Source organism: Bacillus sp. 5RYD7K (assembly GCF_059831465.1).
In genome coordinates this window covers 3,601,293-3,627,226 of the sequence record NZ_CP191200.1, presented here as the reverse complement: position 1 = coordinate 3,627,226, position 25,934 = coordinate 3,601,293, and the positions used below count along the sequence as shown (strand labels likewise).

Annotated in this window: 30 protein-coding genes and 1 pseudogene; 21 read left to right on the top strand and 10 right to left on the bottom strand. The window is 45.4% G+C overall.

Going from position 1 to position 25,934, the window contains the following annotated elements; translation table 11 throughout:
* Positions 1–30: 30 nt before the first annotated feature.
* Positions 31–600: a YjgB family protein gene (locus ACQE26_RS17665; RefSeq protein ID WP_500470188.1), complete on the bottom strand. Its 570-nt coding sequence runs from the start codon at positions 598–600 to the stop codon at positions 31–33.
* A 124-nt stretch (positions 601–724) separates the two neighbouring features.
* On the opposite strand from ACQE26_RS17665, the gene fdhF reads away from it, so the two are divergent.
* The 4 genes from fdhF (at position 725) to ACQE26_RS17645 (ending at position 6,828) form a co-directional block, all read left to right on the top strand.
* On the top strand, positions 725–3,682 hold the full coding sequence (gene fdhF, locus ACQE26_RS17660) for a formate dehydrogenase subunit alpha (RefSeq protein WP_500470187.1): 2,958 nt from the start codon (positions 725–727) through the stop codon (positions 3,680–3,682).
* Positions 3,675–4,217 (top strand): helical membrane plugin domain-containing protein, encoded by a 543-nt coding sequence (locus tag ACQE26_RS17655; protein ID WP_438421676.1) that lies wholly within the window; start codon positions 3,675–3,677, stop codon positions 4,215–4,217. The genes fdhF and ACQE26_RS17655 overlap by 8 nt, the downstream gene beginning before the upstream one ends.
* 209 nt (positions 4,218–4,426) lie before the next feature.
* A complete protein-coding gene (locus ACQE26_RS17650; RefSeq protein WP_500470186.1) occupies positions 4,427–5,647 on the top strand; it encodes a cytochrome P450 in 1,221 nt (406 codons plus the stop codon).
* On the top strand, positions 5,644–6,828 hold the full coding sequence (locus ACQE26_RS17645; RefSeq protein ID WP_500470185.1) for a macrolide family glycosyltransferase: 1,185 nt from the start codon (positions 5,644–5,646) through the stop codon (positions 6,826–6,828). Before ACQE26_RS17650 ends, ACQE26_RS17645 begins: the two co-directional genes overlap by 4 nt.
* 38 nt (positions 6,829–6,866) lie before the next feature.
* Here the strand turns inward: ACQE26_RS17645 and ACQE26_RS17640 are convergent, their stop codons facing one another.
* Positions 6,867–7,052 (bottom strand): DUF8096 family protein, encoded by a 186-nt coding sequence (locus ACQE26_RS17640; RefSeq protein WP_003154919.1) that lies wholly within the window; start codon positions 7,050–7,052, stop codon positions 6,867–6,869.
* Between the two features lie 173 nt (positions 7,053–7,225).
* On the opposite strand from ACQE26_RS17640, the gene ACQE26_RS17635 reads away from it, so the two are divergent.
* Positions 7,226–8,044 carry a uroporphyrinogen-III synthase gene (locus ACQE26_RS17635; RefSeq protein ID WP_500470184.1) on the top strand — a complete coding sequence of 273 codons (819 nt, stop codon included), beginning with the start codon at positions 7,226–7,228 and terminating at the stop codon, positions 8,042–8,044.
* Between the two features lie 23 nt (positions 8,045–8,067).
* On the opposite strand, the gene ACQE26_RS17630 is transcribed toward ACQE26_RS17635, so the two are convergent.
* The 3 genes from ACQE26_RS17630 to ACQE26_RS17620 are packed head-to-tail and all read right to left on the bottom strand — an operon-like array spanning position 8,068 to position 10,578.
* A complete protein-coding gene (locus tag ACQE26_RS17630; protein WP_500470183.1) occupies positions 8,068–8,829 on the bottom strand; it encodes an ABC transporter permease in 762 nt (253 codons plus the stop codon).
* Between the two features lies 1 nt (position 8,830).
* Positions 8,831–9,568 carry an ABC transporter ATP-binding protein gene (locus ACQE26_RS17625; RefSeq protein ID WP_500470182.1) on the bottom strand — a complete coding sequence of 246 codons (738 nt, stop codon included), beginning with the start codon at positions 9,566–9,568 and terminating at the stop codon, positions 8,831–8,833.
* A 26-nt stretch (positions 9,569–9,594) separates the two neighbouring features.
* The gene (locus tag ACQE26_RS17620) at positions 9,595–10,578 is read right to left on the bottom strand and encodes a DMT family transporter (RefSeq protein ID WP_016936477.1); all 984 of its coding nucleotides are present in this window, start codon (positions 10,576–10,578) and stop codon (positions 9,595–9,597) included.
* Positions 10,579–10,707: 129 nt separating this feature from the next.
* On the opposite strand from ACQE26_RS17620, the gene ACQE26_RS17615 reads away from it, so the two are divergent.
* The 8 genes from ACQE26_RS17615 (at position 10,708) to ACQE26_RS17580 (ending at position 17,548) form a co-directional block, all read left to right on the top strand.
* Entirely contained in the window at positions 10,708–11,205 is a 498-nt protein-coding gene (locus tag ACQE26_RS17615) for a cupin domain-containing protein (RefSeq protein WP_060963027.1), read from the top strand.
* A 386-nt stretch (positions 11,206–11,591) separates the two neighbouring features.
* Positions 11,592–12,008 carry a helical membrane plugin domain-containing protein gene (locus ACQE26_RS17610; RefSeq protein WP_016936474.1) on the top strand — a complete coding sequence of 139 codons (417 nt, stop codon included), beginning with the start codon at positions 11,592–11,594 and terminating at the stop codon, positions 12,006–12,008.
* Between the two features lie 39 nt (positions 12,009–12,047).
* A complete protein-coding gene (locus ACQE26_RS17605) occupies positions 12,048–13,226 on the top strand; it encodes an NAD(P)/FAD-dependent oxidoreductase (RefSeq protein WP_016936473.1) in 1,179 nt (392 codons plus the stop codon).
* Positions 13,227–13,579: 353 nt separating this feature from the next.
* A complete protein-coding gene (locus tag ACQE26_RS17600) occupies positions 13,580–14,578 on the top strand; it encodes a LacI family DNA-binding transcriptional regulator (protein WP_500470181.1) in 999 nt (332 codons plus the stop codon).
* A gap of 403 nt (positions 14,579–14,981) precedes the next feature.
* Positions 14,982–15,653: a response regulator transcription factor gene (locus ACQE26_RS17595; RefSeq protein ID WP_500470180.1), complete on the top strand. Its 672-nt coding sequence runs from the start codon at positions 14,982–14,984 to the stop codon at positions 15,651–15,653.
* A complete protein-coding gene (locus ACQE26_RS17590; protein ID WP_500470179.1) occupies positions 15,650–17,008 on the top strand; it encodes a HAMP domain-containing sensor histidine kinase in 1,359 nt (452 codons plus the stop codon). The genes ACQE26_RS17595 and ACQE26_RS17590 overlap by 4 nt, the downstream gene beginning before the upstream one ends.
* A 108-nt stretch (positions 17,009–17,116) precedes the next feature.
* Positions 17,117–17,215, top strand: coding sequence for an ATP-binding cassette domain-containing protein (locus tag ACQE26_RS17585; RefSeq protein WP_500470178.1), 99 nt, complete (start codon positions 17,117–17,119; stop codon positions 17,213–17,215).
* Positions 17,216–17,356: 141 nt separating this feature from the next.
* On the top strand, positions 17,357–17,548 hold the full coding sequence (locus ACQE26_RS17580) for a Mas-related G-protein coupled receptor member D (RefSeq protein WP_438421685.1): 192 nt from the start codon (positions 17,357–17,359) through the stop codon (positions 17,546–17,548).
* A 63-nt stretch (positions 17,549–17,611) separates the two neighbouring features.
* On the opposite strand, the gene ACQE26_RS17575 is transcribed toward ACQE26_RS17580, so the two are convergent.
* Complete coding sequence (locus ACQE26_RS17575) at positions 17,612–18,376, bottom strand: sulfite exporter TauE/SafE family protein (protein WP_047475431.1); 765 nt, start codon at positions 18,374–18,376, stop codon at positions 17,612–17,614.
* A 145-nt stretch (positions 18,377–18,521) separates the two neighbouring features.
* Complete coding sequence (locus tag ACQE26_RS17570) at positions 18,522–18,989, bottom strand: DinB family protein (protein WP_438421687.1); 468 nt, start codon at positions 18,987–18,989, stop codon at positions 18,522–18,524.
* Positions 18,990–19,195: 206 nt separating this feature from the next.
* On the opposite strand from ACQE26_RS17570, the gene ACQE26_RS17565 reads away from it, so the two are divergent.
* The 3 genes from ACQE26_RS17565 to ACQE26_RS17555 all read left to right on the top strand — a co-directional run bounded on the left by ACQE26_RS17565 (position 19,196) and on the right by ACQE26_RS17555 (position 21,549).
* Positions 19,196–20,329, top strand: coding sequence for a response regulator aspartate phosphatase (locus tag ACQE26_RS17565; RefSeq protein ID WP_438421689.1), 1,134 nt, complete (start codon positions 19,196–19,198; stop codon positions 20,327–20,329).
* Positions 20,319–20,453, top strand: coding sequence for a PhrA family phosphatase inhibitor (locus tag ACQE26_RS17560; protein WP_016936467.1), 135 nt, complete (start codon positions 20,319–20,321; stop codon positions 20,451–20,453). The genes ACQE26_RS17565 and ACQE26_RS17560 overlap by 11 nt, the downstream gene beginning before the upstream one ends.
* Positions 20,454–20,595: 142 nt before the next feature.
* Entirely contained in the window at positions 20,596–21,549 is a 954-nt protein-coding gene (locus tag ACQE26_RS17555) for an N-acetylmuramoyl-L-alanine amidase (protein WP_500470177.1), read from the top strand.
* A 36-nt stretch (positions 21,550–21,585) separates the two neighbouring features.
* On the opposite strand, the gene ACQE26_RS17550 is transcribed toward ACQE26_RS17555, so the two are convergent.
* A complete protein-coding gene (locus ACQE26_RS17550) occupies positions 21,586–21,963 on the bottom strand; it encodes a PH domain-containing protein (RefSeq protein ID WP_047475428.1) in 378 nt (125 codons plus the stop codon).
* 109 nt (positions 21,964–22,072) lie between these two features.
* Between ACQE26_RS17550 and ACQE26_RS17545 the strand changes: the two genes are divergently transcribed.
* A complete protein-coding gene (locus ACQE26_RS17545; RefSeq protein WP_438421691.1) occupies positions 22,073–22,675 on the top strand; it encodes a poly-gamma-glutamate hydrolase family protein in 603 nt (200 codons plus the stop codon).
* Between the two features lie 85 nt (positions 22,676–22,760).
* Here the strand turns inward: ACQE26_RS17545 and ACQE26_RS17540 are convergent, their stop codons facing one another.
* Together ACQE26_RS17540 and xre are read right to left on the bottom strand one after the other, a co-directional pair.
* A complete protein-coding gene (locus ACQE26_RS17540; protein WP_500470176.1) occupies positions 22,761–23,351 on the bottom strand; it encodes an ImmA/IrrE family metallo-endopeptidase in 591 nt (196 codons plus the stop codon).
* Between the two features lie 147 nt (positions 23,352–23,498).
* A complete protein-coding gene (gene xre, locus ACQE26_RS17535) occupies positions 23,499–23,837 on the bottom strand; it encodes an HTH-type transcriptional regulator Xre (RefSeq protein ID WP_016936462.1) in 339 nt (112 codons plus the stop codon).
* A 190-nt stretch (positions 23,838–24,027) separates the two neighbouring features.
* Between xre and ACQE26_RS17530 the strand changes: the two genes are divergently transcribed.
* The 4 genes and pseudogenes from ACQE26_RS17530 (at position 24,028) to ACQE26_RS17515 (ending at position 25,890) form a co-directional block, all read left to right on the top strand.
* Entirely contained in the window at positions 24,028–24,207 is a 180-nt protein-coding gene (locus ACQE26_RS17530) for a YjzJ family protein (RefSeq protein ID WP_047475424.1), read from the top strand.
* A pseudogene (locus ACQE26_RS17525) lies at positions 24,197–25,023 on the top strand (phage portal protein). The gene ACQE26_RS17530 and the pseudogene ACQE26_RS17525 overlap by 11 nt, the downstream one beginning before the upstream one ends.
* Complete coding sequence (locus ACQE26_RS17520; protein ID WP_500470175.1) at positions 24,923–25,723, top strand: ATP-binding protein; 801 nt, start codon at positions 24,923–24,925, stop codon at positions 25,721–25,723. Before ACQE26_RS17525 ends, ACQE26_RS17520 begins: the two are co-directional and overlap by 101 nt.
* Complete coding sequence (locus ACQE26_RS17515) at positions 25,723–25,890, top strand: hypothetical protein (protein WP_500470174.1); 168 nt, start codon at positions 25,723–25,725, stop codon at positions 25,888–25,890. The genes ACQE26_RS17520 and ACQE26_RS17515 overlap by 1 nt, the downstream gene beginning before the upstream one ends.
* The last annotated feature ends 44 nt before the right edge of the window (positions 25,891–25,934 follow it).

Here is a 25,934-nt window from a genome sequence, read left to right as displayed (position 1 = left end):
AAAAACGGCCCGGGAGGCCGCTTTTTCGGATTATCTTTCTTTTAGGTTGACATGGTCTGCTTTTTGATCACTGCCGATGACGAAGCGGAGCTCATACTGTCCCGTATGGTAGACGTAATCTGTTTCGCCCGTTTTCGGCACTGTCAGGATTTTGTCAGCGCTGCCGATTTGTTTACTTAAAACGTCAGGTGTGACGCTGCCGAGGTTTAAACGCCGCTCCACCCCTGTCCCGAAATAGCGGATTTCTGAGATTTTGCCGTTTTTATGATAGGAAAATCCATAACCGGGGTTTCCCATGTTCCAGCTGTATAAATCAAATGGATTGCGGCTGTCCGCTTTCTGTTCCGGCTCGCCGATTTTATCGTAAACATCCCGCTTGGTGCTTTGGTTGATTTTCAGGCCTTTCACATTTTGCGGCATTTCCCCTTGAAACGCCGATTGATAAAGGCTGTTCACCAGTTCTTGTGCACGTTGATCTTCCGTTTTTGAAGCGGCTTCGGCATGAACGGACTGTGTATCCGAAACTGCTTCTGCGCTGAATGCGCCGCCTGTGAGCATCACGGCCGACAATCCCGTGATGAGTGTTTTTTTCTTCAGCATATGTGAATGCCTCCTTTTTACCGCTCATACCCGTATGTTTCCTCAGTTAAACGGGATGTTTTAGTGAAAGGCCGGCTGGGAATCATAAAGGATGTATAGAGGGGAACAGAAAGGGGAAAAGAAAATGGCTGATACAAAGAAGGTTACAATCAATGGCGTTGAAATGGAAGCCGCAGACGGACAAACCGTTTTGCAGCTTTTGAACAATAGTTCAATTGACGTGCCGCACGTGTGCTATCATCCGAGTCTCGGTCCGATTGAAACGTGCGATACTTGTATCGTCAGTGTTAACGGGGAACTCGTCCGTTCCTGTTCCGCGCAAATAAAGGACGGAGATGTCATTGATACGCTTTCGTCCGATGTGAAGAAAGCGCAGATTATCGGCATGGACAACATTCTGCACAACCATGAATTATACTGCACGGTTTGTGATTACAACAATGGGAGCTGCGAAGTACATAATACCGTAAAGGAAATGAAAATCAATCATCAAAGCATTCCTTTTGATCAAAAACCGTATCCTAAAGATGAATCAAATCCGTTTTACCGGTATGATCCCGATCAGTGCATCTTATGCGGACGCTGCGTCGAAGCCTGTCAGGACGTACAGGTAACCGAGACTTTAAGCATCGATTGGGAGCGCAAACGCCCGCGGGTCATTTGGGATCAGGATGTGCCGATCAATGAATCATCATGTGTTTCCTGCGGACATTGTTCAACCGTATGTCCGTGCAATGCCATGATGGAAAAAGGCATGGAAGGCGAAGCTGGCTATTTAACAGGCATCAATGAAGAGACGCTTCGGCCGATGATTGACATCACAAAAGGCGTCGAAACCGGCTACGGCTCGATTTTAGCCATATCGGACATGGAATCGGCCATGCGTGATGAAAGAATCAAAAAGACGAAAACCGTATGCACATACTGCGGTGTCGGCTGCAGTTTTGATATATGGACGAAAGGAAGAGACATTTTAAAGGTAGAACCTCAGGCCGAGGCGCCCGCAAACGGAATTTCGACATGTGTAAAAGGAAAATTCGGCTGGGATTTCGTCAATAGTGAAAAGCGCCTTACCAAACCGCTTATACGGGAAGGAGACTCGTTTCGGGAGGCGGAATGGGATGAAGCGCTGCAGCTGATCGCCGATAAATTTACCGATATAAAAGAACATTTCGGCCCGGACGCGCTTGCTTTTATCACATCTTCCAAGTGCACGAATGAAGAATCATACGTGATGCAAAAGCTTGCCAGAGCCGTGATCGGCACAAATAATGTCGACAACTGTTCACGCTACTGTCAGTCTCCAGCTACGGCCGGTTTGTTCAGAACGGTCGGCTACGGCGGCGATTCAGGATCGATTACAGATATAGAAAAAGCTGAGCTCGTGCTGATTATCGGCTCAAATACGTCCGAGTCTCACCCCGTTCTGTCTACACGCATTAAACGTTCCCATAAGCTGCACGGACAGAAGCTCGTCGTGGCGGACTTGCGAAAACATGAAATGGCCGAGCGCTCCGACGTGTTTTTCCAGCCGCGTGCCGGATCGGATATTGTCTGGCTGAATGCCGTATCGAAGTATCTGCTTGATCACGATTTGGCGGATACTGCATTTCTGAATGAAAGAGTGAACGGATTAGATGAATTCGTGAAAAGCCTTGAACCTTACACGATGGAATATGCGGAAAAACATACCGGTGTGGATAAGGAGACCTTAATCAAAGTGGCACGGATGATTCATGAAGCCGGCAGCGTGTGCGCGCTGTGGGCAATGGGGGTTACCCAGCATATCGGAGGAAGTGATACGAGCACGGCCATTTCCAACCTGCTGCTTGTGACCGGAAATTACGGCAAGCCCGGGGCAGGGTCATATCCGCTTCGGGGCCATAATAACGTGCAAGGTGCCAGTGATTTCGGCAGCATGCCTGACAGCTTCCCCGGTTATGAAAAAGTAACGGATGAAAAAGCCCGCAAAAAGTATGAACAGGGCTGGGGAGCAGACCTGCCGAAAGAAATCGGAATGACAAATCATGAAATGATCGAAGGCATCCACTCGGGAAAACTGAAGTCCATGTACTTAAAAGGAGAAGAAATGGGGCTTGTCGACTCCAACATCAACCATGTTCATGCCGCCTTTGAAAAGCTTGATTTCTTCGTTGTGCAGGATATTTTTCTCTCACGGACGGCCGAGTTCGCCGATGTGGTGCTCCCGGCAAGCCCGAGCCTTGAAAAAGAAGGCACGTTTACGAATACGGAACGGAGGGTGCAGCGCCTTTACCAAGTGTTTGAACCGCTGGGCGATTCAAAGCCTGACTGGCAGATCATTACGGACATCGCCAACCGGCTGGGCGCTGATTGGCGCTATGAACATCCGGCAGACATTATGGAAGAAGCGGCGATGCTTTCACCGCTTTACGCAGGCGTCACTTACGAACGTCTCGAAGGCTACAATTCACTGCAATGGCCCGTTGCAGCGGACGGAACCGATTCACCGCTTTTATTTACAGAGAAGTTCCCGTTTTCAGACGGCAAAGCGGTTCTTTATCCCGTTCAGTGGACCGAGCCGAAAGAATTTGATGAAGAGTATGATCTCCATGTGAATAACGGGCGGCTGCTTGAGCATTTTCACGAAGGAAACCTGACTTACCGGTCAAAAGGAATTTCCGAAAAAACACCGAGTGTGTTTCTGGAGGTCTCACCCGAACTCGCTGAAGAAAGAGGGCTTGAAGACGGGACGCTTGTCCGCCTGACATCACCGTACGGAAATGTGAAAGTCAAATGCGTCATTACAGACCGGGTAAAAGGGAAACAGGTTTATCTGCCGATGAACGATTCAAAAGATGCCGCCATTAACCTTTTAACAAGCAGCTATGCGGATAAGGATACGGATACACCAGCCTATAAAGAAACCTCTGCGAAGATGGAGGTTTTGAAAAAAGAAGGCATTAATCCGCTTCCGAAAATCAATTTCCGTTATGGAAACCCGCAGCCGCAGATCGGTGTCCAGGTTGAGCGGAAATGGGCGCGAAAAGATTATGTATTTCCGGGAGACACGGTAAAAAGGGGGAAACAGCAAAATGGCTAAAGCAACCCGCACCATCCGAAAACAGACCGTCACGGAAGAAGACAAACGAAGAAAGGATTTAGAAGAGATTGAGACGGCTCTTCTGCAAAATAAAGACGCGATTTTGGAGTCTTTGCACATTCTTCAGCACATGAATGAGCGCGGCGTTTTGGCGCTTCTGCGCGGGCTTTTCGGCCAGGGCGACAAAGTGATGGATATCCTCGTGAAGAAGGCGAATACGCCGGAAACGGCCAATATGCTGAAAAATCTCCTGCTGTTAACCGGCGTCCTCGGCATGCTTGATGTAAAACAGCTGGAGCCGTTTATCGTCAAAATCAACGCGGGCGTCACAAAGGCTGTTGAGGAGAAGGACAGCAGCAAAAAGACGGGTTATTTTGATATCGTCCGCGCTTTAAAAGACCCGGAAATCAACAAGGCCGTCACGCTGCTGTTTTCTTTCCTGAAAGGCATGGGTGCTGATACAAGCGATATGGAGAGAAATACGCGGCCCCCTGAAGACCAAAAGCACCATCAGGAACCGCAGCCGAATGAGTGAACATCAATCCCCCGAGCCTCTCTTACGGCTCGGGTTTTTTGTGCGTTCACGCTGCTTTCTTGGGAAAAATTTCACCTCCGGATTCATGACTTTTGTTGTGTTATGTTAATAGTTAAGGTTATGAATAGAAAAAAATTGAAAATATGTGCTAGGATAAAATTCAAAGTAGGTCAACTGTTCAAATATGAAACAATCAGGAGTGATAAAACATGAGTAAGCTGAGGAGCCCGAGACAAGCCATCCAAAGAACCCTGATGAAAGGAAAAAACGGCCTGGACGTATACAACCCTTTTCCTTGGTACGAAAAAATGAGACGGGAAAGCCCCATTCAATTTGATGAAGAAACTAAGGTATGGAGTGTATTTTTATATGATGATGTCAAAAGGGTCATCAGTGATAAAGAGACTTTCTCAAGCCTTATGCTTGATGTGAAAAGCTCGATTGCAAAGTCCATGCTGAATATGGACCCGCCGAAGCATACCCAAATCAGATCGGCCGTCAATCGCGCTTTCACTCCGCGCGTACTAAAGGAATGGGAGCCGAGAATTGAAGACATTACAGAGAATCTGCTGAAACAGGCAAAGAACAAAGGGCGGATTGATATCGTGAAAGATCTTTCCTATCCTTTGCCGGTCACGGTGATTTCAGAATTATTAGGCGTCCCGTCCGAAAACATGGAGCAGTTTAAAAAATGGTCGGACATTCTCGTCAGCATGCCGAAAGACGCGAGTCCTGAAGCGGCGGAGAAAAATCAGCAGGAACGTGACCAATGTGAAGCGGAGCTGGCGGCATTTTTTGCGGAAATAATAGAAAGCAAACGAAAACAGCCCGGCCGAGACATTATTTCTATTTTGATCAAAGAGGAAGAAGAGGGGGAGAAGCTCTCGGCAGAAGACCTGATTCCGTTTTGCAATTTGCTTTTAGTAGCGGGAAATGAAACAACGACTAATCTCATTTCAAATGCGGTTTACAGTATATTAGAGACGCCCGGCCTTTATGAAGAATTGAGGCAGGACCCCTCTCTCATCGCGCAAACGGTGGAGGAAACACTGCGTTTTCGCGCTCCCGCTCCATTTGTCAGAAGGACGGTCCGGCATGATACTGAATTGTGCGGCCGCCGTCTGAAAACCGGGGATATCGTTCTTTGCTATATTGCATCTGCCAACCGTGATGAAAACAAATTTGAGCAGGCTGACGTATTTGATATTCATCGCCGGTCAAATCCGCACCTCTCCTTCGGGTTCGGTGTACACTTCTGCTTAGGAGCTCCGCTTGCCAGACTTGAAGCGGAAGCCGCACTGAAAGGAATTGTAAAGTCCTTTCCACACCTGGAGCCCGTCCGGATTGAGCCGATCCGAAACAGTGTCATGTACGGGCTGGAGTCTTTAGAAGCGGAGATAAACGAAAATAAGGGAGGGGAACAAAGATGAGACAAACACACATCGCCATTATTAATGTGGGCGCTCACGGCCATGTCAATCCCACGCTGCCCGTAGCCGAAGAGCTTGTCAATCGCGGGCACAGAGTGACATTCGCTACGACTGAGGAATTCGAGGCTGCCGTTGCCAAAACGGGTGCCGTTCCTCTTTTATACCGCACAAGCATTAAGGCGGATCCGAAGACGATAAAAGAACGGGTCAATAAAAATGACGCGTTTGTGATGTTTCTGGAAGAAGCGGTTGAAGTGCTTCCGCAGCTGGAAGAGCTGTACAAAGACGACCTTCCCGACATCGTCCTGTTTGATTTTTTAGCGCTTGCCGGAAAGTTGTTTGCGGATAATGGCGGCATCCCGGCCGTAAAGTTCTGCCCAAGCTATGCAATGAATGAGTATTTTCAATTAGGAAGAGACGAAGAAACGATGGAAGCCGCCAAACAGGCGATAGAAGAATATCAGGAGAAAATTGAAAATGAACAACTGAAACGGATGACGATGGAAGAGTTTTTTATGCCTGAAAAACTGAATATCGTCTTTATGCCAAGAGCCTTTCAGCCGAAACAGGAAACCTTTGATGAACGGTTTTGTTTTGCCGGTCCGTCCCTTGGGAAACGCACAAATACGGGAAGTTTGGAAATTGATGCGGCTGATGAACGTCCGCTTATGCTCATCTCACTGGGAACTGCGTTTAACGCTTGGCCTGAATTTTACCAAATGTGTATCGATGCGTTTCGGGACTCAGACTGGCGGGTTATTATGTCAGTCGGCACAACAATTGATCCGGACAGTTTTTCGGATGTGCCCGATCACTTTATCATCCGCCAGCACGTTCCGCAGCTTGATGTACTGGAGAAAGCAAAGCTGTTCGTATCTCACGGCGGGATGAACAGTACAATGGAGGCGATGAATGCGGGTGTTCCGCTCGTTGTCGTTCCGCAAATGCACGAACAAGAGGTCACTGCAAAGCGCGTGGATGAATTGGGGCTCGGCGTGCATCTGCCGCCGAAGGAAGTCACTGCGGCGCGTCTCCAAAAAGACGTGCAGAAAGTTTACGGTGATAAAAACATCCTCAGCCGCGTGAAAAGCATGCAGCAGAAAATAGAAGAAACCGGCGGCGCCAAACAGGCTGTTTGTGCCATTGAAGAATTTCTGAAAGAGGCGTCCGTCGAAAATTGATTGAAAAAACAGGCAGCGCCGGACGGCTGCCTGTTTTGTTATATATTTTTCTTCATGCCGCATCTCCGGCATTCCCGCAAAAATTTTCCGCCCTTCACTGAGCTTTTAAACAGCGTATAGTCGCAATTATCACATCGGCCGCTGTGAACATCAGGATATTCATTGAACTCATAAATGACCGAAGTATCGTAACCTTTTGTTTCGAACTCTTTTTTTGTTTCCATGATTGAAAGTCCCTCCGCGAATCAAATCATTCTGCCCGGTTAATGATACAGCAACTGCACGGGGGATTCAACGGAGCATATCTTGATTTTCCCGGCTGATTGCGTAACAATAATAGAAATAAATGACGGCCTGCCATGGGGCGCCCGGCATCTGAAGGGAAGAAAAAACAGCGATGGGAAAAGGATTGAAAGGTAAACGGATTGCCATCGGCGGTTCGCGGAAAACAGAAGAGATCACAAGATTAATAGAAAAGCAGGGCGGAACGGCAGTCACCCGTTCCCTCCAAGGAACCGTATACTTGGCGGAGGATCAGATAGAACCTGACGTAAGAACATTTGCTGAGCAAAAAGCCGACTGGGTCATATTCACCACAGGCATCGGGACAGAAACGTTATTGTCCGTATCAGAAAAAATAGGTCTGAAAGAAGAATTTCTAGCGGCCGTACACGAAACGAAAATCGGCTGCAGAGGCTATAAAACATATGCGGCCTTAAAAAAGCTCGGCATCACGCCGCATGCCTCTGATGAAGACGGTACAACAAGAGGGCTGATCCGCTCCTTGGAACGGTTTGACTTTAAAGACAAAAAAGTCATGATACAGCTTCATGGCGAAAAAGCGCCCGTTTTAACAGAATTCTTCGAGAAAAACGGAGCGGAGGTATTCCCCGTTCTGCCTTATCAGCATATTCCGCCTGAAAGGGAGACGGTTGATAAACTGCTGGGAGAGCTGTTAAACGGCGAGGTTGACGCCGTATGTTTTACGACAGCCATTCAAGTGCGTTCTCTCTTTGATTATGCAAAAGAAAAAGGGTCCGCTAAAGAACTGCAGCAAGCATTCGAAAACCATGTTCTTGCCGCCGCAGTCGGCAAAGTGACGGCTGAAGCGATCAAGGATGAAGGGGTGGAGAGGGTCCTTGCTCCGGACATTGAGCGGATGGGAGCGATGATTATTGAATTATCCCGTTACTATGAATCTCTGACCTTGTCATAAACAATCATTCAGCAGGGAAAAGCCTAAGCTTCCCTGCTGAATTTTTTTAATTGCCAGTGTTCCGTGAAAAGGGATGGATACGTTAAGGCGCTGAGTATGATACATGTAAGAAGAGCGGAGGCCATCGTTGTAAATACGATCAACAGCTGAAAGCGCACCGCCTGTATCGGATCAGCCCCCGCTAAAATCTGCCCCGTCATCATGCCGGGAAGCTGAACGAGACCTAATGTTTTCTGGCTTTCCAGTGTCGGTATCATACTGAGTTTCATACTGGACGTCAATATATGGCGGACTGCCTGCTTAGGCGTTCCGCCGAGGGAGAGAATCACCTGAATTTCTTCCTTCCGCAGATCCGCTTCCGAACTGAGCCGGTTTAAAAACAGGCTTGAAAGCACCATGGAATTTCCGATGACCATGCCGCTTATCGGAATGACATATCTTGAAGTAAACGGAATGATATGAAGGGCCAGTAAAATTCCCTGTGTCACGATTTCCACAATAGCCAGTGTCAGAAAAACGCGCCAAAATGAACCGATCCGCATTTTTTTCCGTTTGGCGACATTATGCGAAGCGGCCGTGAGCATAAGAAGCACCATGAGTAGGATAAACACCGGGTGATCACCGTGAAAAATCAGCGACAGCACATAGCCGATGATGAGAAGCTGAATGACGGCCCTAACGGTTGCGATGATCATATCTTTTTCTACGCCGGCTTTAAAAGATTTAGACAGAAATAAAGCGATAATGACAAATACACTTGTAAATAACAGAGAGAGATAATCCATATCAGCACCCGCTCCCTTGTAAAAGCGCCCGGGCCTTTTCGTGTTTCGGTTCTTTAAAGAACGTTTTCGTTTCCGCGATCTCTAAAAGCCTGCCCTCGGCCATAAACCACACCGTATCGGATATCCGTTCCGCTTGTTCGAGGTTATGAGTGATCCACAGGACCGTCAGCTGTTTTTGCCGATGGAGCTTTGTAATCAGCTTTTCGATGATGAGAACAGATGTGGGGTCCAGAGCCGATGTAATTTCATCGAGAAGCAGGATAGACGGCAGGCTGGCGAGGGTTCTCGCCAACGAGAGCTTCTGCCGCTGTCCGCCGGATAATTCTTTTGCATTCTGATCTAGAAGCCCGTGCGGAAGATCAGTGAAGTCTGCGAGCTCTTCAGGCGTATAGTGCTGCACGCCGTGAAGTTTTTCTGCGAGCAGAAGGTTGTCCCGCACCGTGCCGTCGATGACGGGAGCTGACTGGAATGCAAGGCCCGCGGTTTTTCTGAGCTCTCTGATGTCCCAGCGCCTTATTTCTCTTCCGAATACAAGCACTTCGCCTTCATCAGGTGTATTCATCAGATTGCACAGTGACAGCAGCGTGCTTTTCCCCGCGCCGGACGGCCCTATCAACGCCGTAATAGAGCCTTTTTGGATATGTCCGGTTACCTGGTTGAGGACATCAAAGGACGTATTGTTTTGTTTATAGCGTTTGCCGGCCGACAGAAAAGATATTGCCGGAATTTCTTCTTTCATACAGGATGACACCTTTCGTAAAAAAATCAGGAACCGGTGAGATCGGCTGCCGTTTGTTCCGCCGTTTTCGGGTCTGCCTGCCGGGAAGCGAATGTATGCATGACCATTCCCGCAATAATAATGAACAGTCCGGCAAACGAAAGAAGTGACGGAAACGCTGCGGATAAAAAGACGATCTCGCCGATCAGCGCAAACAGAACTTCTCCGGATTGCGTCGCTTCAACAGCAGCGAGCTTCTGCGGCTCATTCCTCACCATATCGGTGGCGCGGAAAAATAACACGGTCGCGATAACGCCCGAACTGAGCGCGACGATAAAAGATTGAAATGTCTGTCCCATTGACGGAAGCCCGTCTCTGTGCCAGCCGAATGCGGCGATCAGAAGCCAAAACGGAAGGCTTGCGAGCGTCATGCCGAGCACGCGCTGAAACGTGTCGAGTTTACCGCCGTATTGCTCCAGCATTTTTCGATTGCCGAGCGGATAGGCAAATGCGGCGATGACGACCGGCACAACACTGAATAGTATCGTGCGCCCGGACAGAGAGCCCGCATGCTGAAGCTGAATCAGGCCTGCTCCGATCAGGATGATGACGGAAGTAACCAGCGAAATCAGCGGGATCTTTTGTCTGACGGGAACCGGGCCCGCCGGTGAATCTTTTGTTTCATAGAAAAACGGCGACAGGAGCACACCCGCGACAATTGTAACCTGCCACGTGCCGGCGATCAGCCAGCCCGGCCCGTATGCCGCCGCAAAGGTAATCGGGGCATAAAAAAGCACGAAGCCGGTAAAGCTCCACTTCAGCCAAAAAAACGGTTTTTTCCGGATTTCATGCCAGAGCGGCACCCATTTTCCTTTCGCATAAACGATCAAAAATAAAAACGGAACCATAAAAAGAAAACGCAGGGAAGAGCTCCACATCCAGTTTCCGCCGGAAAGCTCCATCGCCCTGTTTAAAATAAATGTGACTGCAAAAAACAGAGATGCCAATATTCCGAATATGATGGCTTTCATGAAATCCCTCATTTTGACACATATTTTTTTATACTATACTATTCACCGGCAGGCTTCGCAATGGAATATGTGAAAATAGCGTTTTAACAACTGATGAATGGGAAACAGACATATACGGAGGTGAACACAATGCAGAAAGAGGATATTGAAGTTCTTTATTTTGAAGATGACGGCCGCATTCCGAATAATCCGAATCTCCCGCTTGTCATTTATAAAGCGGTATTTAATGAAGAAACGGTACAAAAAGCGGAATCCGTCCTCCGCCGGCACGATTGGTCGAACAGCTGGAGGGGCGGAGTATTTCCGTATCACCATTTTCACAGCACCACCCACGAAGTTCTCGTCGCGGTAAAAGGAAACGCGGTTTTGAGGTTCGGCGGGGAACAAGGCGCAGACGCCGTTCTTCAAACTGGAGACGCAGCGGTCATTCCGGCCGGCACCGGACATAAAAAACTGTCGGCCAGTTCTGATTTTACCGTGATCGGGGCTTACCCGGGCGGCCGGCAGTACGATACAAAAACGGAGAAAAATGATAGAACTTCAGAAGAAATCAGCCGTGTCCCGCTCCCGGAATATGATCCCTTTACGGGAAAAACGGGCCCGCTTATAAAAATGTGGGAGAAATGACAGGGGAAAAGCGGATGGTCTGTAAAAAAATAGCCTAAAAGAAACGTTATTACACCCCCGCCATATAAATAATTTCATAAACGAAACAATTCACGTTCAAATTTTGTTCAAAAAGTGTTATTATATAAGAGTAATTCAAATTGGGGTTTTTTATGTTTGCTATTTTCAGAGAGGAAAAAGAAATTTTGACTTATTCAATTGTTTTTGTTGATATAAAAATAATACTGAATATGGCAAAGTGAAAAACTGGGTAGTAAACATTTATTTTTGTAACTGATTGTGCACGGATTCACAATCTTGCTTTTTCATGCTTTTCTGCATGAAAGGGGAAAGGCTACCCTTTCCAAAAAAATCAGCACACTGCTTATAGTAAAGGAGAATCGGATATGCCAGAAACAATCGATCAAACAAATGCATCTGTCAGCCAAGGCCAACGCGATCTTATTGATCAGCTGCTAAAACCTGAAGTTCAAGAATCACTGACTGTTTTAGTGGATCAGCTACCAAAACTGACTGAGTTAGTAAATATTTTAACGAAGTCTTATGATTTTGCACAGTCTGTAGCGACAGACGAAGTATTGAAGAGCGATACAGTGGGTGCGCTTACAGAAATTCTTGAGCCTGTGAAAGAAACAGCGAAAGATATTGCGGCTACTGCGATCGAAGCAAAAGACCGCGCGGATGCAAGCAATGACACGATCGGACTTTTCGGCCTGCTGCGCATGCTGAAAGATCCTCAAGCGCAAAAGCTGTTCCGTTTTGCTAACAGCTATCTTGAAATCATGAACGAAAAACAAAAATAATCTCAGATTCAAATTGATATAAAGGACGGAGGATATACGATGTCAAAACATATTGTCATTTTAGGCGCTGGTTACGGCGGAGTTCTTTCTGCTTTAACCGTTCGCAAACATTACAGTAAAGATGAAGCACGCGTAACCGTTGTGAACAAATACCCGACTCACCAAATTATTACGGAACTGCACCGCCTTGCAGCCGGCAACGTGTCTGAACAGGCTGTTGCTATGCCGCTTGAAAAACTTCTTAAAGGAAAAGACGTTGACATTAAAATCGCAGAAGTCAATTCTTTCTCAGTTGATAAAAAAGAAGTCGCCCTTTCTGACGGTTCTAAGCTGACTTATGACGCGCTTGTTGTCGGACTTGGTTCAGTTACGGCTTATTTCGGCATTCCTGGACTCGAAGAAAACAGCATGGTGCTCAAATCCGCTGCGGATGCCAACAAAGTATACAAACACGTGGAAGACCGTGTGCGTGAATACTCTAAAACGAAAAACGAAGCTGATGCAACGATTCTTATCGGCGGAGGCGGCTTAACAGGCGTTGAGCTTGTCGGTGAGCTTGCTGACATCATGCCGAACCTTACGAAAAAATACGGCGTAGACCATAAAGAAATCAAACTGAAACTAGTTGAAGCAGGTCCGAAAATTCTTCCTGTTCTTCCTGATGATCTTATCGAACGCGCGACAAAAAGTCTTGAAAAACGCGGCGTAGAGTTCTTAACAGGTCTTCCTGTTACAAACGTGGAAGGAAACGTCATTGACCTGAAAGACGGTTCAAAAGTCGTTGCCAACACATTTGTATGGACAGGCGGCGTACAAGGCAACCCGTTAGTCGGCGAATCAGGTCTTGAAGTGAACCGCGGCCGCGCGACTGTTAATGATTTCTTACAATCTACTTCTCACGAAGATGTATTTGTTGTCGGAGACAGCGCAGTATACTTTGCGCCGGACGGCCGTCCATACCCGCCTACAGCGCAAATCGCATGGCAGATGGGTGAACTTGTCGGTTACAACCTGTTCGCTTACTTAGAAGGAAAAACGCTTGAAACATTCAAGCCTGTAAACTCTGGTACGCTTGCAAGTCTCGGACGTAAAGACGCGGTTGCCATCATCGGAGCGAACTCTACTCCGCTGAAAGGTCTTCCGGCATCTTTAATGAAAGAAGCAAGTAACGTACGTTATTTAACACATATCAAAGGATTATTCAGCCTGGCTTACTAATCCTTTAAATGACACTGCCGACTTTCTCGGCAGTGTTTTTTTATATCTAAATGTTAACGTGCACAGTCAGCGCCGCGGCTGATGCGCTGAATTTCTGTCTTCCGTCATCAGGCTGATCAATACCGGCTATATCCCGAATACATCTCAGACGAAAGGCACGTTAATCTGGATTATAGGCTCCTTTTGCTGTGCGTCATGCTGATTATCGGTATGATGATAAGCTGACAGACAGGCAGCATGCCGAACTCGTTCAGGACTTACATCATGCAAAACCTAACTTTAGTGATTTTATGGACTGTCCGTTAATGGTACAATAGAAATAAATGACAGTATACAGGGAGAAAGGAAAACCGATGGTAACCATAAAAGATATCGCAAAACTCGCTAACGTATCCCACACAACGGTATCCCGGGCACTGAACGGCAGCCCCTACATTAAAGAGCATACAAAACAGAAGATATTAGAGCTCGCTTCACAGCTGAATTACACACCGAATGTAAATGCAAAAAGCCTTGCCATGCAAAAGTCCCATACGATCGGACTGTTTTTTACAAGCATCACAAACGGAACTTCACACAGCTTTTTTTCCGATACCATCAAAGGAGTAAACCGCACAATCAGCGAGGAATATAATTTGTTCGTCCGCGCGATTGACGACCTGAAAAGCTTTGAAACCATTACGCCCATGAGATATGACGGAATCATCTTAATGAGCCAAAGCGACAGTGATAATTCCTTTATTTATCATATCCGTGAGAAAAACATCCCGCTCGTTGTGCTGAACTGGGACATTGATGACCGGAGCATCACGAATATCCTGTCAAACGATAAAGAAGGCTCCAGACAGGCGGTCGACTGTCTGATCGCAAACGGACACAGAGATATCGCGATCATTGAGGGAAAAGAAGGATTCAGGTCAACTTCTCAGCGGAAAGAAGGCTATTTGTCATCTTTAATTGATCATTCTATTCCGATTAAGCAAGAATACAGTGTAAAAGGCCGCTACGATATGGAGAGCGGCAGTCAGGCGATGGAAAAACTCTTGGCGCTTCAATCACCGCCTACCGCTGTTTTTTGTTCAAATGATGATATGGCGATCGGAGCGATGAACGCCATTTTCGCCAAAGGTCTGAACGTTCCCGAAGACATATCCGTCATTGGGTTTGATGACATCGGCATTTCACAGTACATGACGCCGAGGCTTTCGACCGTAAAACGCCCGGTTGAAAAAATCAGTATCCTCGGGGCAGAGAAGATTCTGGCGCTTATCGCTGATCCGAATACGGCGGCGGAAAAAATATATGAAAACACTGAGGTGATGATAAGAGATTCAATCAAAAAACTCACATAAACTGCCCGTCTGAATATCCGGGTTTTTTGTACCGAAAAATGTTAACGTGTGCATGAATGCAGCAGAAGGCGGACAGCTTGCGGCAGCTGCATTCAATATCCTGAAAAATTCCTTCAGTTCGGTGAAGGCAATTTCTTGCGGGCTTTATCAGTCCGGCAGATCGATTTTTAAGTCCGGTGTGACGTTATAAGGGAAAAGGCGATCCGTGAAAGGGTTGCTTTTTTGTTTTTGAATTGGATTGTGAAAATGGGAAGTCCCGAAAATGCAGGCAGAAGAAAAATGTTACTGCATACTTGATTAAGTTATAATCATGGAATGACACTTTAAATAAAGGGAATTTTCATAATATATAATTATTATGGAAGATTGATTTTCAGATCACGCAATGTCAGAGGAGGCTCTCATGAATCACATTTTATATATTGAAGATGACCAAGAAATTGGCCAATTTGTAAAGGATGATTTAGAAGATCGGGGCTATATGACGATATGGCTCACTTCTTCCTATCATTACGAAACATATATAGAAAAGGCAGATTTGATCGTGCTTGATATAATGATGCCCGGTTTAGATGGATTTACAATCGGTCAAAGGATGAAAAAAACACATCCGCAGATCCCGCTCTTGCTTTTAACAGCCAGAACGGGTCTGGAAGATAAACTGAAAGGCTTAGGATTTGCGGATGATTACGTCACAAAGCCCTTTCATCCCGATGAACTGGCCGCTCGAATCGAAGTATTATTAAGAAGATTTGACAAGACTGCCATTCATGAATTGAAGCTAAAACACTTAAGTGTTCACTTGAAAGAAAAAAGAATTTTAAATCATCAAACTCATGAGGAAATATTTTTAACTGACAAGCAGTTAAGGATTTTTTTGCTTTTGCTTAGACATCCCAATCAAATATTAACAAAGGAACAAATGTATGAAAATATTTGGGAACAGCCTTATATCGAAGGGGATAAGACGTTGATGGTGCATATCCGGCATTTACGGCAAAAAATCGAGATCAATCCAAATGAGCCGGAAATTCTTGAAACAATCAGAGGGATTGGATACAGGATTAAACAATGAAATTATCAACAAAATACCTTACGAATATCGTTGCCTCCATTTTATTTTTTCCGATAGCCTTTTTAGGCGTGAATTTTTTATACTATGTCACATTAACATACATGATTGATCACCAGGGGCAAGTACACTATGAACCAAACAAATTGGAAAGTGATTGGAAGTCTGATGTGGAAGATTTTTCAGGGAAATCCAATCGGGAAATTACGTCTGCTTTCTCTCACATGAAGCAATATAAACACTCTGATATTGTATGGATAAATGATATGGGAAAAGTGATGTTTTCGACCTCAGAACGGTTGGCCAAAAAGGGTGAGGTTATTCACGTTAGCGAATTGATAAAATTGATGGAACAAAATCAAAAGAAATATGTATTGCTGAGTGCTTATGTAAATGGGAGTGAAGACAGCGGATATGCATTTTTAGAAACTCCGCGCTCAATTATAGGATCTCAATGGGAGGTTATGAGGGCTAAGTATTCCTATATATGGTTTATCGCCTTGATTTTTGTCTGTTCACTTTTTGTGATTAATTCATGGATGTTTTTTGCGAAAATACAAAAAAGGTTAATTTCTTTAGGGAATCATATGAAAAAACAAGATAATGACGGCATACCGGAATTTGTAACAGTTAAACAGAAGGATGAACTGGGCCAAGTGGAATATTCATTCAACCAGATGGTTGAGGAACTAAGGAACAGCAGACAAAAAGAGCGCGAAGAAGGCGAAATCCGAAAAAACTTGATTGCTGATTTATCTCATGATTTAAGGACCCCACTTACGGTTATAAGAGGGCATACATTTACATTAAAGAATGAAATAAGCAGTGAAAATGGAAAGCATTCTTTAGGCATCATAAACGATAAAATAACGTTTATGGGCGAACTGATTGACAATTTGTCATCATTTTCTCTTCTTGCCGCAGGTAAATTGCCGCTTCATAAAAAGAGTTGTGACATATTAAAGATAATACGTTCCTCGTTAACAGCTTGGTATCCGATTTTTGAGAAAGAGCACTTTACAATAGATATTGATCTGACGGAAAACATCGTATGGGAAATAGACGAGACTTGGCTGAAGAGAATTCTTGATAACATTTTTCAAAATGTTTTGCGCCATGCTCGTTCAGGAAAATACGTTTCTGTACAGACAAAGCTAATTGAAAACAAACCCGTAATCATAATTGAGGATAGGGGCCCGGGAATGAATAATAAATCTGAAAGAAAAGGCGCCGGGATTGGCTTATCGATCATTAATATGATGCTTAAACAAATGGGGCTTGAACATAAAATAAAGAGCAATCAAAACGGAACGGTTTTTATTATTTATCAAAACAGCAGTGAATACGTGAAGCCTTAGAGGCTTCACGTATTTTTGATGTTGAGAAATTTAAACGTAAATTAACCTTGATGATATCCTCTTTTTAACCTCGTAAGTTTATATTATAAACAGACAAAGCGGAAAGGAATGATGCGTTTATTCGGTCCCAACGGTGCAGGAAAAACGACATTGCTTAAAGTTCTTTTAGGGATATTTCCTCCAACTTCAGTCCCGGCAAGCGATTAATAGCGGCATTTTTTTCTGCTGCTATGAACCTCGTAACGTTTCATTTCTGGTAATGAAAATGTCCGGTCGCAATCGTCCTTTCTTTTCCCAGACTAATCGGCATATTTGAAAAAATAGAATGTAAATGGAGGGTGATTTGACATGGAGCAGGTTATTTTTGTGATTTCAATGCTCGCTTTAGGAGTTACACTGGTGACATTTTTCGGAATGATTTTGAATGACGGATTAAGAGGAGTATTAAACGTCTCAAGAAAACCCGTAAAATTTATGGCTGGATCATTTCTGGTATACATTGTTATGTTTGCTGTTTATATTTTAATAAGTGTAAGGTAATAATAGAGGTGCCTCGTTGGGGGTATTTTCCAAAAAAAGCGTTCCTGTAAAGAACGCTTTTTTTTATATTAATTTTATTCCGCTGATCAAAATAATCGCCGCCATCACAAACTGCAGCGGGCGCGGAGAGAATTTCGGCGAAAAGAAGCTGCCGAGGAGCACACCCGGTACGGAGCCGAGCAGAAGATTCAATACGAGCAGGTAATCGACGCTGCCGAAGCTTGCGTTTAACAGACCTGCGGCCGTTACGAGCAAAAAGGCATGTGCGATATCTGTTCCCACCACTTCTGCAGTTTTCATTCTGAACAGGTACAGCATGGCGATCGCGAATAATGAGCCGGACCCGATAGATGTCAAGCCGACGATGAAACCGAAAATGACGCCGATCAGTATCATGAGTGTCCGTTTTTCTTCAAGCGTTTTTTGCTGCCAGCGGTTCGGCCGCAGTTTTTTATCGAAAAAAAGGCGGGCGATAATGGAAATGGCGACAAGAGTCAGCACGTAGCCGAGCGCCTGTTTAATAATCTGCTCCTGATGCTGGTGAAAAGCGGGAAACAGGTGAAGAATGCCGATGGCGGCTGTTGCGCTGGGAATACTTCCGAGCGCCAAGTAGCCGACAAGTTTAAAATGAACGGTGCGCTGCTTCCAATGAGAAACGACACCGAACAGTTTGGTGATCGAGTTATATAAAAGGTCCGTGCCGACGGCAATTGACGGGTTGATTCCCAAAACGATCAGTAAAGGAGTTAAAAGCGCTGCTCCTCCAACACCCGTCAATCCGACCAGCGTTCCGACAATGAACCCCATAAACACAATGCTTACAGTCATCTGTGTGCCTCCTGAATAATCCTACTATTTTTATCAGATTATATATGATTAAGGGGCGATTATCAATTAAATTTTCGGAAAATTTTATACAGAACAAAAAAATCCGCCGGCCTGCTGTTATTTCGCAGATCGGCGGATGGCCGGATTATGATTTTTGCTGATAAAAAGGAAGTTCCGTGTGGCCCATTTCTCTTACATACACGAAAAGATTGCCTTTATGATGAATTTCATGTTCCATGGCAAGCTGAAGGAGAGCGGAGCCGGTAATTTTTCTGCCGAAAGAGGCAGTCAGGTCAATTTCGCGGTTCAGCTGCTCTTCAGTCAGCTGTGACAGGATGTCTGTCGTTTTTTCAGTACATGCTTTCGCCAGTTTGACGAGGTCTGTTTCTGCTTCTTCTTTCGGCTTGTTCTGGATGGCTGATCCGTCTCCGTCCTTAATGACGTTTGCAAACATGAGAAAAGAATAAACGATGTGTTTTACAAGTTCCTGAGCGGACATTGATGTCTCTGCCGGCTTGTAATCGTAATGTTCGCGGCTGATTTTTTCCGCCAGCTCAATCGTCACGTTTCGATGTGACAGAAAGTGGCTGACCAATTGATTTTGTGCTGTCATGTGAAAACCCCCATTTGATCAAGAATTAAAATGATGCAAGGATATGCTATATCAACGGCACGGAAGAAACAAGCAATAAGCTCTTAATGAGGAGAAATCGTTGCGGATTTCCGAAATTCGACAATTGCGGTCTTTTTGCGTTCTTCTTTTTCTAGCAAATATGATAAAATATGACATATCTCGGTCATTCCAAAAGGGGGGATTAATTGAGGATGAAGCAGACTATTCCGTCCTCTTTTGTCGGGCTCAAAATTAATGAATGGTATACCCATATCCGGCAGTTTCACGTCCTTGAGGCGGAGCGCGTCAAACGTGAAGTAGAGAGAGAGATCGAGGATATGGAAGAAGATCAGGATCTGCTGCTGTATTATTCATTAATGGAATTCAGACACCGCGTCATGCTGGATTACATTAAGCCCTTAAAGGAGGACCCTTCTCAGCCTGAGTTTTCAGAATTATTGGAAGACATTGAAGGCAGCCAGTATAAGCTGACAGGACTGCTTGATTACTATTTTAATTTTTTTCGAGGAATGTATGAGTTTAAACAGAAGATGTTCCTAAACGCCATGATGTATTACAAACGGGCTGAAAAAAACCTTGCACTCGTTTCTGATGACATCGAGAAAGCTGAGTTTGCTTTTAAAATGGCCGAGATATTTTACAACCTGAAACAAACCTACGTCTCCATGAGTTATGCCGTACAAGCCCTTGAAACGTACCAATCGTATGAGACGTACAACGTCCGCAGAATCCAATGTGAATTCGTTATTGCAGGGAATTATGATGACATGCAGTATCCAGAAAGAGCATTGCCCCACTTAGAACTTGCTTTAGATCTTGCGAAACAAGAAGGCAATCCCCGTCTTATTAGTTCAGCCTTATATAATCTCGGAAACTGCTATGAAAAAATGGGAGACCTCTCTAAAGCAGCCGAATATTTTGAGACATCTGTTTCCATTTGCAAGTCAGAAAAGTTCGATAATCTTCCGCATTCTATTTACTCATTAACACAGGTCCTTTATAAACAGAACACCATTGCCGAAGCAGAGAAGCAATACCGCCTCGGGCTTAGTATCGCCCGCGAATACAATGATGAATTGTTTGTCAAGCTGTTTCAATTTTTACATGCGTTATACGGCAAGATGGATAACGCATGCGTCAGGCACACCTTTGAGTTTCTGGAGGAGCACATGCTGTATCCGTATGTTGAAGAATTGGCGCATGACGCAGCTAAATTTTACATGGAGCACGGACAGCCTGAAAAAGCGCTCACGTTTTATGAAAAAATGGTGCACGCCCAAAAACAAATCCAGAGAGGAGATTGTCTATATGAAATCTAAACTGTTGTCAGGATTGCTGCTTGTTGCTGTCGGGTTCAGCTTTACACAGGGAATCGGCCATGAAAGCCATTTGGAAAACCAAGCGGACGGCACATTTCATATTGCCGCGCGCAACCAAACATAAGTAAAGACCCTTCTTAGGAAGGGTCTTTTTTTTGCCTAAGCGCAAACATTCCACTTTTATCCGATTGAGGGGTCTATATACTCAAGGCGTCTGTCCTACGAATGCCACCTATTTATGAAAAAGGCATAAGGAGAGATGAAGAGTGGGGATTGAAGTGAAAAAACGGCTCGTATCGGCTGATAAATATGCGTTAAAATGTCCGAACCCAATGACGCCGGAGTATATTACCATCCATAACACGGCAAACGACGCATCCGCCGCCAATGAAATCAGCTATATGACGGGGAACAGCGAATCAACGAGCTATCATTTTGCAGTCGATGACAAAGAAGTGATTCAGGGCATTCCGCTGGACCGGAATGCCTGGCATTCGGGAGACGGCACAAACGGCACCGGAAACCGGAAGTCGATTGCTATCGAAATCTGTTACAGCAAGTCAGGCGGCGAACGGTACAGAGCCGCAGAAGAACTGGCGATTGAGTTTGCCGCTCAGCTTCTGAAGGAGCGGGGATGGGGGATTGACAGAATCAGAAAGCACCAGGACTGGAACGGAAAGTACTGCCCGCACCGCATTTTGTCTGAAGGCCGCTGGGATGAAGTGAAGGCGAAAATTGAAAAGAAATTAAACGGCAGTATGCCGGCGAAAAAGGCCGCCGTTTCTTCTTCGGTATCTGAATACCATGTGAAAAAAGGCGACACCTTGTCGGAGATTGCCGCAACACACGGTGTCAGTGTAAAATCGCTGCAAAGCTTAAACCATATCACCGACCCGAATCTCATTACAGTCGGGCAGGTGATCAAGCTGTCTCAGACGGGATCTTCCTCGAAAAGTCAGGCTGCGTCTTCCTATCCGCTCCCGTCCGGAGTGATTAAAGTGACAAACCCGCTGACGAAAGGGACAAACGTGAAACAAGTGCAAAACGCTTTATCCGCCCTTTATTTTTATCCTGATAAAGGCGCAAAACATCACGGGGCTGACGGCGTTTACGGCCCGAAAACGGCAAATGCCGTAAAACGTTTTCAATCCGTCAGCGGATTAACGGCTGACGGTGTTTACGGCCCGAAAACGAAGGCAAAAATCGAGGCAAAGCTGTAATTAATAAAACGGAAGCTCCCCGGGCTTCCGTTTTTCTTACATACAAACTGCGGCAAGAGCCTTTTGAATATCATAAATGCTTTCATCTTTTTTAAACTGCTTTGAGACAGCGGGAATTTCCGCGCCGGATATCCAAATTTTCAGCTCTGAATCTAAGTCAAAGCGGCCGGCGGTTTCTACGCTGAATCTGGAAATGCTTTTGTACGGAATGGATTGAATCTCTGTTTTCTTACCCGTAAGTCCCTGTTTATCAACAAGAATAAGACGCTTATCCGTAAAGACAATGATATCGCGGACGAGTTTAAACGCGGCGTTGACATTCTCACCTTCCAGCAGAATACGGGCCAGTTCTTCTTTTGCTTCAGCCGTCGATATTGTCGACGCATTACCCAGCAATCCATTGATAAACCCCATGACATATCCCCCCTGATACGTATTCTTTCAAATCATACGATAAAAAGGTTTTCATTCCTAGACGAGTAGAGTAAACTGGTGCTGACTGAAAAAGGAGAGCATGTTAAACATGAAAGATCGATATGACAGCTTCGCAGCTCTTTGTGCTGCTGAATCGGAATACAGAATTATCTATGAAGAAAATGAGGGAAGTGAACGTATCGTCCTCGCTCCCCACGGCGGCAGAATTGAGCCCGGTGTCAGTGAACTGGTGCGGGCATTTTCTGACGAAAGCTCAATTTACTTATTTGAAGGCACAAAGCAGTGCGGCAACCGCTCCCTCCACTTGACAAGCACACGCTTTGATGAACCGCTGGCTTTAGAAAAAGTGACCGCTCATCACTATGCATTGGCTTTTCATGGGTACCATGATCGGGAAACGGCAAATACACTCGTCGGGGGCGCGGATCTGGAAAAAGCCAGACTGATTTGTGATCTGCTGCGTGAAGCGGGTTTTAGCGCCGAGCTGACGGACATGAACGACCGGCTGGCAGGTGTAAACCCCAGGAATATTGTGAATCGGACAAAAAGGAAAATGGGGCTGCAATTGGAAGTAAGTACGGCACAGAGAAATGCGCTGTTCAGCAATTTTGGCTGCCGGGGAGAAGAATACACGCCAACGGATCTGTTTTTTCGGTATGTAGAAGCCGTGAAAGCCGGTTTTTATGAGTAAATGAGCAGGCTTTCATACACTGCTCTTCCTCCGATGTCAAAATGATGACATTCTGCCGGCTGCGTTTTAAGCCGGCAGAGAATCGCTAATTTTCAATAAAATACGGCGATTGTTCTTCAGCGGCATGCAAGTGTGTCTGCCTGCCTTCGTAATACACATTTGGCCGCTTGTCGGATAACAGACAAGTGAGCCGCTTCTGAAATTGAATACCTGCTTTACGCCGTTCAAACAGCTCAAGCCTTTTTTCCGCAAATGATGCCGTCACCCGGAAAGCGGCTGCGATTAAAATGACGGCGTGGCTCCTCCGCTGGGGAAGCTCCATGTTTAACAGCATAAAGGTCGGTACACAGAAGTGGTACATAAAATGGTTGGCCTGGAATTCCTGCAGTTCCCTGAACAGCTTGTTCATGTAAAAGTGGTTCCCGGTATGCTTCAGCACATGGCACAGCTCGTGTGCAAAATCCTCCCATTGTTCCTCAGGTGACTTTCTTTGGTTCAGGACGATGCTGTACATGCCGTCCCGCTTCAGCATCATGCTGTGCGTATCTTCAAAATGAATCCAAATGTCAAGCTCCTTGGCAATCGTTTGCATATCAATATGGAGGGGGGCGGTCATTCCCATGCGGCAATATAAGTTTTTGACGTACTCCTCAAGATGTGTTAAAAAATCGCCCAATTGAATACACCCTTTCGAACATATGTTCTTTTTTAAGCGAGAAAGAAAAGCCCTGATCGGACTTTGAATCAATTCCCTTTTCTTTCAAAAATAAACATTCAGATATTATATCGGCTGAACGTTAAGCATTTTAAGGAAACGAGCAAATTATTTATGTTTCGGCCTGCGGTTTTTCTCTTTTTCTTTTAAATAATTAATGAATTCAATGGCCTGCTGTTTGCTTTCCGGTGAAAAGTCCTGCATGTCCCGATATGCGATCTGCAGGTCGGGATCGGCAAACATGTCTTCATCTGAAGGTTCTTTTCCGGTTAACAAATAATCCGTCGACACTTTGAAATAATCCGCAAGCTTTTGCAGCGTTTCATAATCGGGTTCAGATCGGCCGTTTTCATAATGAGAATATCTGGCGCGCGAGACACCGATATGATTTGCGACTTCTTCCTGCGTTTTTTTTCCTCTGAGACTTTTCAATCTTCCGCCTATCATCCGAACGACCTCTCTTTTTTCAACACCCTAAGTTACTTATCATTATAGATACAAAATGTATCGAAATAAAGATATGATAAAAAAAGTATCAAAAAGGTCTTGATGATACGAAAAGTATCGTTTATAATCAACATCACAGGGATACAAAATGTATCGAAAAATGATAAGAAATTGATCAGGAGGGTGAGAGATGCATCCGATTATCATCCGTTTCAGCAGCAATCCGGCTGACCAAAGAAGTTTAGGAAAAGCAGGCGGGTCGATATCTTTTACCGCTTGCGGACTTCCGGTGTTCCGATTTGATAACCGATTGCAGTATGAACACTATATAAGTTTGAAGAAAAACGGAGATGTCCGTTATGAATCGTAAAAGCTACCCGTTTTTTATCTATTCCGGATTATTGAATTCTGAACATTATGACAAAATAGGTTCCGCTTTATGGCTGTTTTTATGGTTCATCAGTTCAACGACAAAGGAACACGTAAAAGACGGCGTCAAGTGGGGGGTTGTCCTCGGACATAAGCCAATAAAAGCCAGAGAAATGGCCGATATATTGGCAGTCAGTGAAAAAACCGTCAGGCGGTGGCTCGAGAGCTTGGAACAGCATGAGTATATCAAAACCGTCCGCGCGCCTTACGGACTTATCATCTCCGTAAAACACTCGAAAAGATTCACGCAAAAAGGGACATTGACCCGCCCGGAAGCAACTGACCGGACAATATCGGCAGATCACCGGGACAAAATGTCCGGAGAGAAATAGATATAACAAAAAATCATACTGCTGAAGAAACGATTAACGACATTGCCGCCCATTTTATCAGATTAAGGTCTGCACAGGAGGGGCGGAGTGTATACCCGTCGCCAAGAGATTATCAGGCCATCGCCCGTATTGTTTCCCTCGGCGCGTCAGCACAAGAAGCAATCAAATGGCTCGGCGAATGCTTTACCGCTTTTGAACAGCGGCGCACCTCTTCAGCTGAAACGATCAAGGCTTTCAGCTATTGCGCTAAGTTTATAGAAGACCGCTTGAATGCACGAATTGCGGGAAGGACAATCACAACAAAAAAAGAGAGGAATACGATACATGACAAAACGAACGATCGAGCAGATACTGGCCGACCTGAAAAACGGAAAACGTCCATTACTGGCGGACAGACCGGAAGAACCAGACGAAAGCCGCTTTGACTGTCCGCTCTGTAAAGATCAGGGCGGTTATCTCGAAAAACAGCTCGGCATGGATGTGTGGGTCAAGTGCCGCTGCGCCGCGGAACGAAAAGCAGAGCGCATCCTCAGCGCAAGTGAGATTACAGGCGCTTTTCGGAAGCTGGATTTCAAAGTATTTATTACGCAGGGCAAGCCTCAGGCGATCGTTGACGCATATGAATGCGCCCTTGAATTTGCTGACAACTTCGACAAGATTAAAAACTGCCGGAAAAACAGCATTGCCTTATTAGGGCGTCCGGGATCGGGGAAAACCCACCTTCTGACTGCTCTCAGCAATCATGTCATGAGACAGAAGCAGACACCGGTGCTGTATTTTCCTTTTGTGGAGGGATTTACAGATTTAAAAAATGATTTTGATCTGCTCGATACAAAACTGACCCGTATGAAACGGGCGGATGTGCTTTTTATTGATGATCTGTTCAAACCGCTGAACGGAAAACCCCGGGCGACCGATTGGCAGATTGAACAAATGTACGCCGTTATGAATTACCGCTATTTAAATCATAAACCGCTTCTTATCTCGAGTGAGCTGGCGTGTGACGAGCTGGTGCAGGTTGATGAAGCATTAGGCACAAGAATATATGAGATGTGCAGCGATTATTTAGTCATCATTAATGGAAACCCATACGAAGTCAACCACAGATTAGAGGGGGCGAGATAATGTGTAAACTGTGCGGGCCAAAGAAGGTCGTTGTGACGGAAACAAGTATCGGCGCTGTCTTTCACCCTTACCCGAACTGCAAAACAGGAACTGATTTAATGCCGGTCATTAAACGTCTTGAGCGAATGGTTCAAGACGCAAAAGCGAGGCTTGATGCACGTGTATAAATATATCAAATGGCTTTTTTGCCTGCTGTTCAGGGCGAAACGGA

Coding starts and splice junctions, on each gene's coding strand:
- ACQE26_RS17665 (WP_500470188.1), bottom strand. CDS start 600: ATGCTGAAGAAAAAAACACTCATCACGGGATTGTCGGCCGTGATGCTC.
- fdhF (WP_500470187.1), top strand. CDS start 725: ATGGCTGATACAAAGAAGGTTACAATCAATGGCGTTGAAATGGAAGCC.
- ACQE26_RS17655 (WP_438421676.1), top strand. CDS start 3,675: ATGGCTAAAGCAACCCGCACCATCCGAAAACAGACCGTCACGGAAGAA.
- ACQE26_RS17650 (WP_500470186.1), top strand. CDS start 4,427: ATGAGTAAGCTGAGGAGCCCGAGACAAGCCATCCAAAGAACCCTGATG.
- ACQE26_RS17645 (WP_500470185.1), top strand. CDS start 5,644: ATGAGACAAACACACATCGCCATTATTAATGTGGGCGCTCACGGCCAT.
- ACQE26_RS17640 (WP_003154919.1), bottom strand. CDS start 7,052: ATGGAAACAAAAAAAGAGTTCGAAACAAAAGGTTACGATACTTCGGTC.
- ACQE26_RS17635 (WP_500470184.1), top strand. CDS start 7,226: ATGGGAAAAGGATTGAAAGGTAAACGGATTGCCATCGGCGGTTCGCGG.
- ACQE26_RS17630 (WP_500470183.1), bottom strand. CDS start 8,829: ATGGATTATCTCTCTCTGTTATTTACAAGTGTATTTGTCATTATCGCT.
- ACQE26_RS17625 (WP_500470182.1), bottom strand. CDS start 9,568: ATGAAAGAAGAAATTCCGGCAATATCTTTTCTGTCGGCCGGCAAACGC.
- ACQE26_RS17620 (WP_016936477.1), bottom strand. CDS start 10,578: ATGAAAGCCATCATATTCGGAATATTGGCATCTCTGTTTTTTGCAGTC.
- ACQE26_RS17615 (WP_060963027.1), top strand. CDS start 10,708: ATGCAGAAAGAGGATATTGAAGTTCTTTATTTTGAAGATGACGGCCGC.
- ACQE26_RS17610 (WP_016936474.1), top strand. CDS start 11,592: ATGCCAGAAACAATCGATCAAACAAATGCATCTGTCAGCCAAGGCCAA.
- ACQE26_RS17605 (WP_016936473.1), top strand. CDS start 12,048: ATGTCAAAACATATTGTCATTTTAGGCGCTGGTTACGGCGGAGTTCTT.
- ACQE26_RS17600 (WP_500470181.1), top strand. CDS start 13,580: ATGGTAACCATAAAAGATATCGCAAAACTCGCTAACGTATCCCACACA.
- ACQE26_RS17595 (WP_500470180.1), top strand. CDS start 14,982: ATGAATCACATTTTATATATTGAAGATGACCAAGAAATTGGCCAATTT.
- ACQE26_RS17590 (WP_500470179.1), top strand. CDS start 15,650: ATGAAATTATCAACAAAATACCTTACGAATATCGTTGCCTCCATTTTA.
- ACQE26_RS17585 (WP_500470178.1), top strand. CDS start 17,117: ATGATGCGTTTATTCGGTCCCAACGGTGCAGGAAAAACGACATTGCTT.
- ACQE26_RS17580 (WP_438421685.1), top strand. CDS start 17,357: ATGGAGCAGGTTATTTTTGTGATTTCAATGCTCGCTTTAGGAGTTACA.
- ACQE26_RS17575 (WP_047475431.1), bottom strand. CDS start 18,376: ATGACTGTAAGCATTGTGTTTATGGGGTTCATTGTCGGAACGCTGGTC.
- ACQE26_RS17570 (WP_438421687.1), bottom strand. CDS start 18,989: ATGACAGCACAAAATCAATTGGTCAGCCACTTTCTGTCACATCGAAAC.
- ACQE26_RS17560 (WP_016936467.1), top strand. CDS start 20,319: ATGAAATCTAAACTGTTGTCAGGATTGCTGCTTGTTGCTGTCGGGTTC.
- ACQE26_RS17550 (WP_047475428.1), bottom strand. CDS start 21,963: ATGGGGTTTATCAATGGATTGCTGGGTAATGCGTCGACAATATCGACG.
- ACQE26_RS17545 (WP_438421691.1), top strand. CDS start 22,073: ATGAAAGATCGATATGACAGCTTCGCAGCTCTTTGTGCTGCTGAATCG.
- xre (WP_016936462.1), bottom strand. CDS start 23,837: ATGATAGGCGGAAGATTGAAAAGTCTCAGAGGAAAAAAAACGCAGGAA.
- ACQE26_RS17530 (WP_047475424.1), top strand. CDS start 24,028: ATGCATCCGATTATCATCCGTTTCAGCAGCAATCCGGCTGACCAAAGA.
- ACQE26_RS17520 (WP_500470175.1), top strand. CDS start 24,923: ATGACAAAACGAACGATCGAGCAGATACTGGCCGACCTGAAAAACGGA.
- ACQE26_RS17515 (WP_500470174.1), top strand. CDS start 25,723: ATGTGTAAACTGTGCGGGCCAAAGAAGGTCGTTGTGACGGAAACAAGT.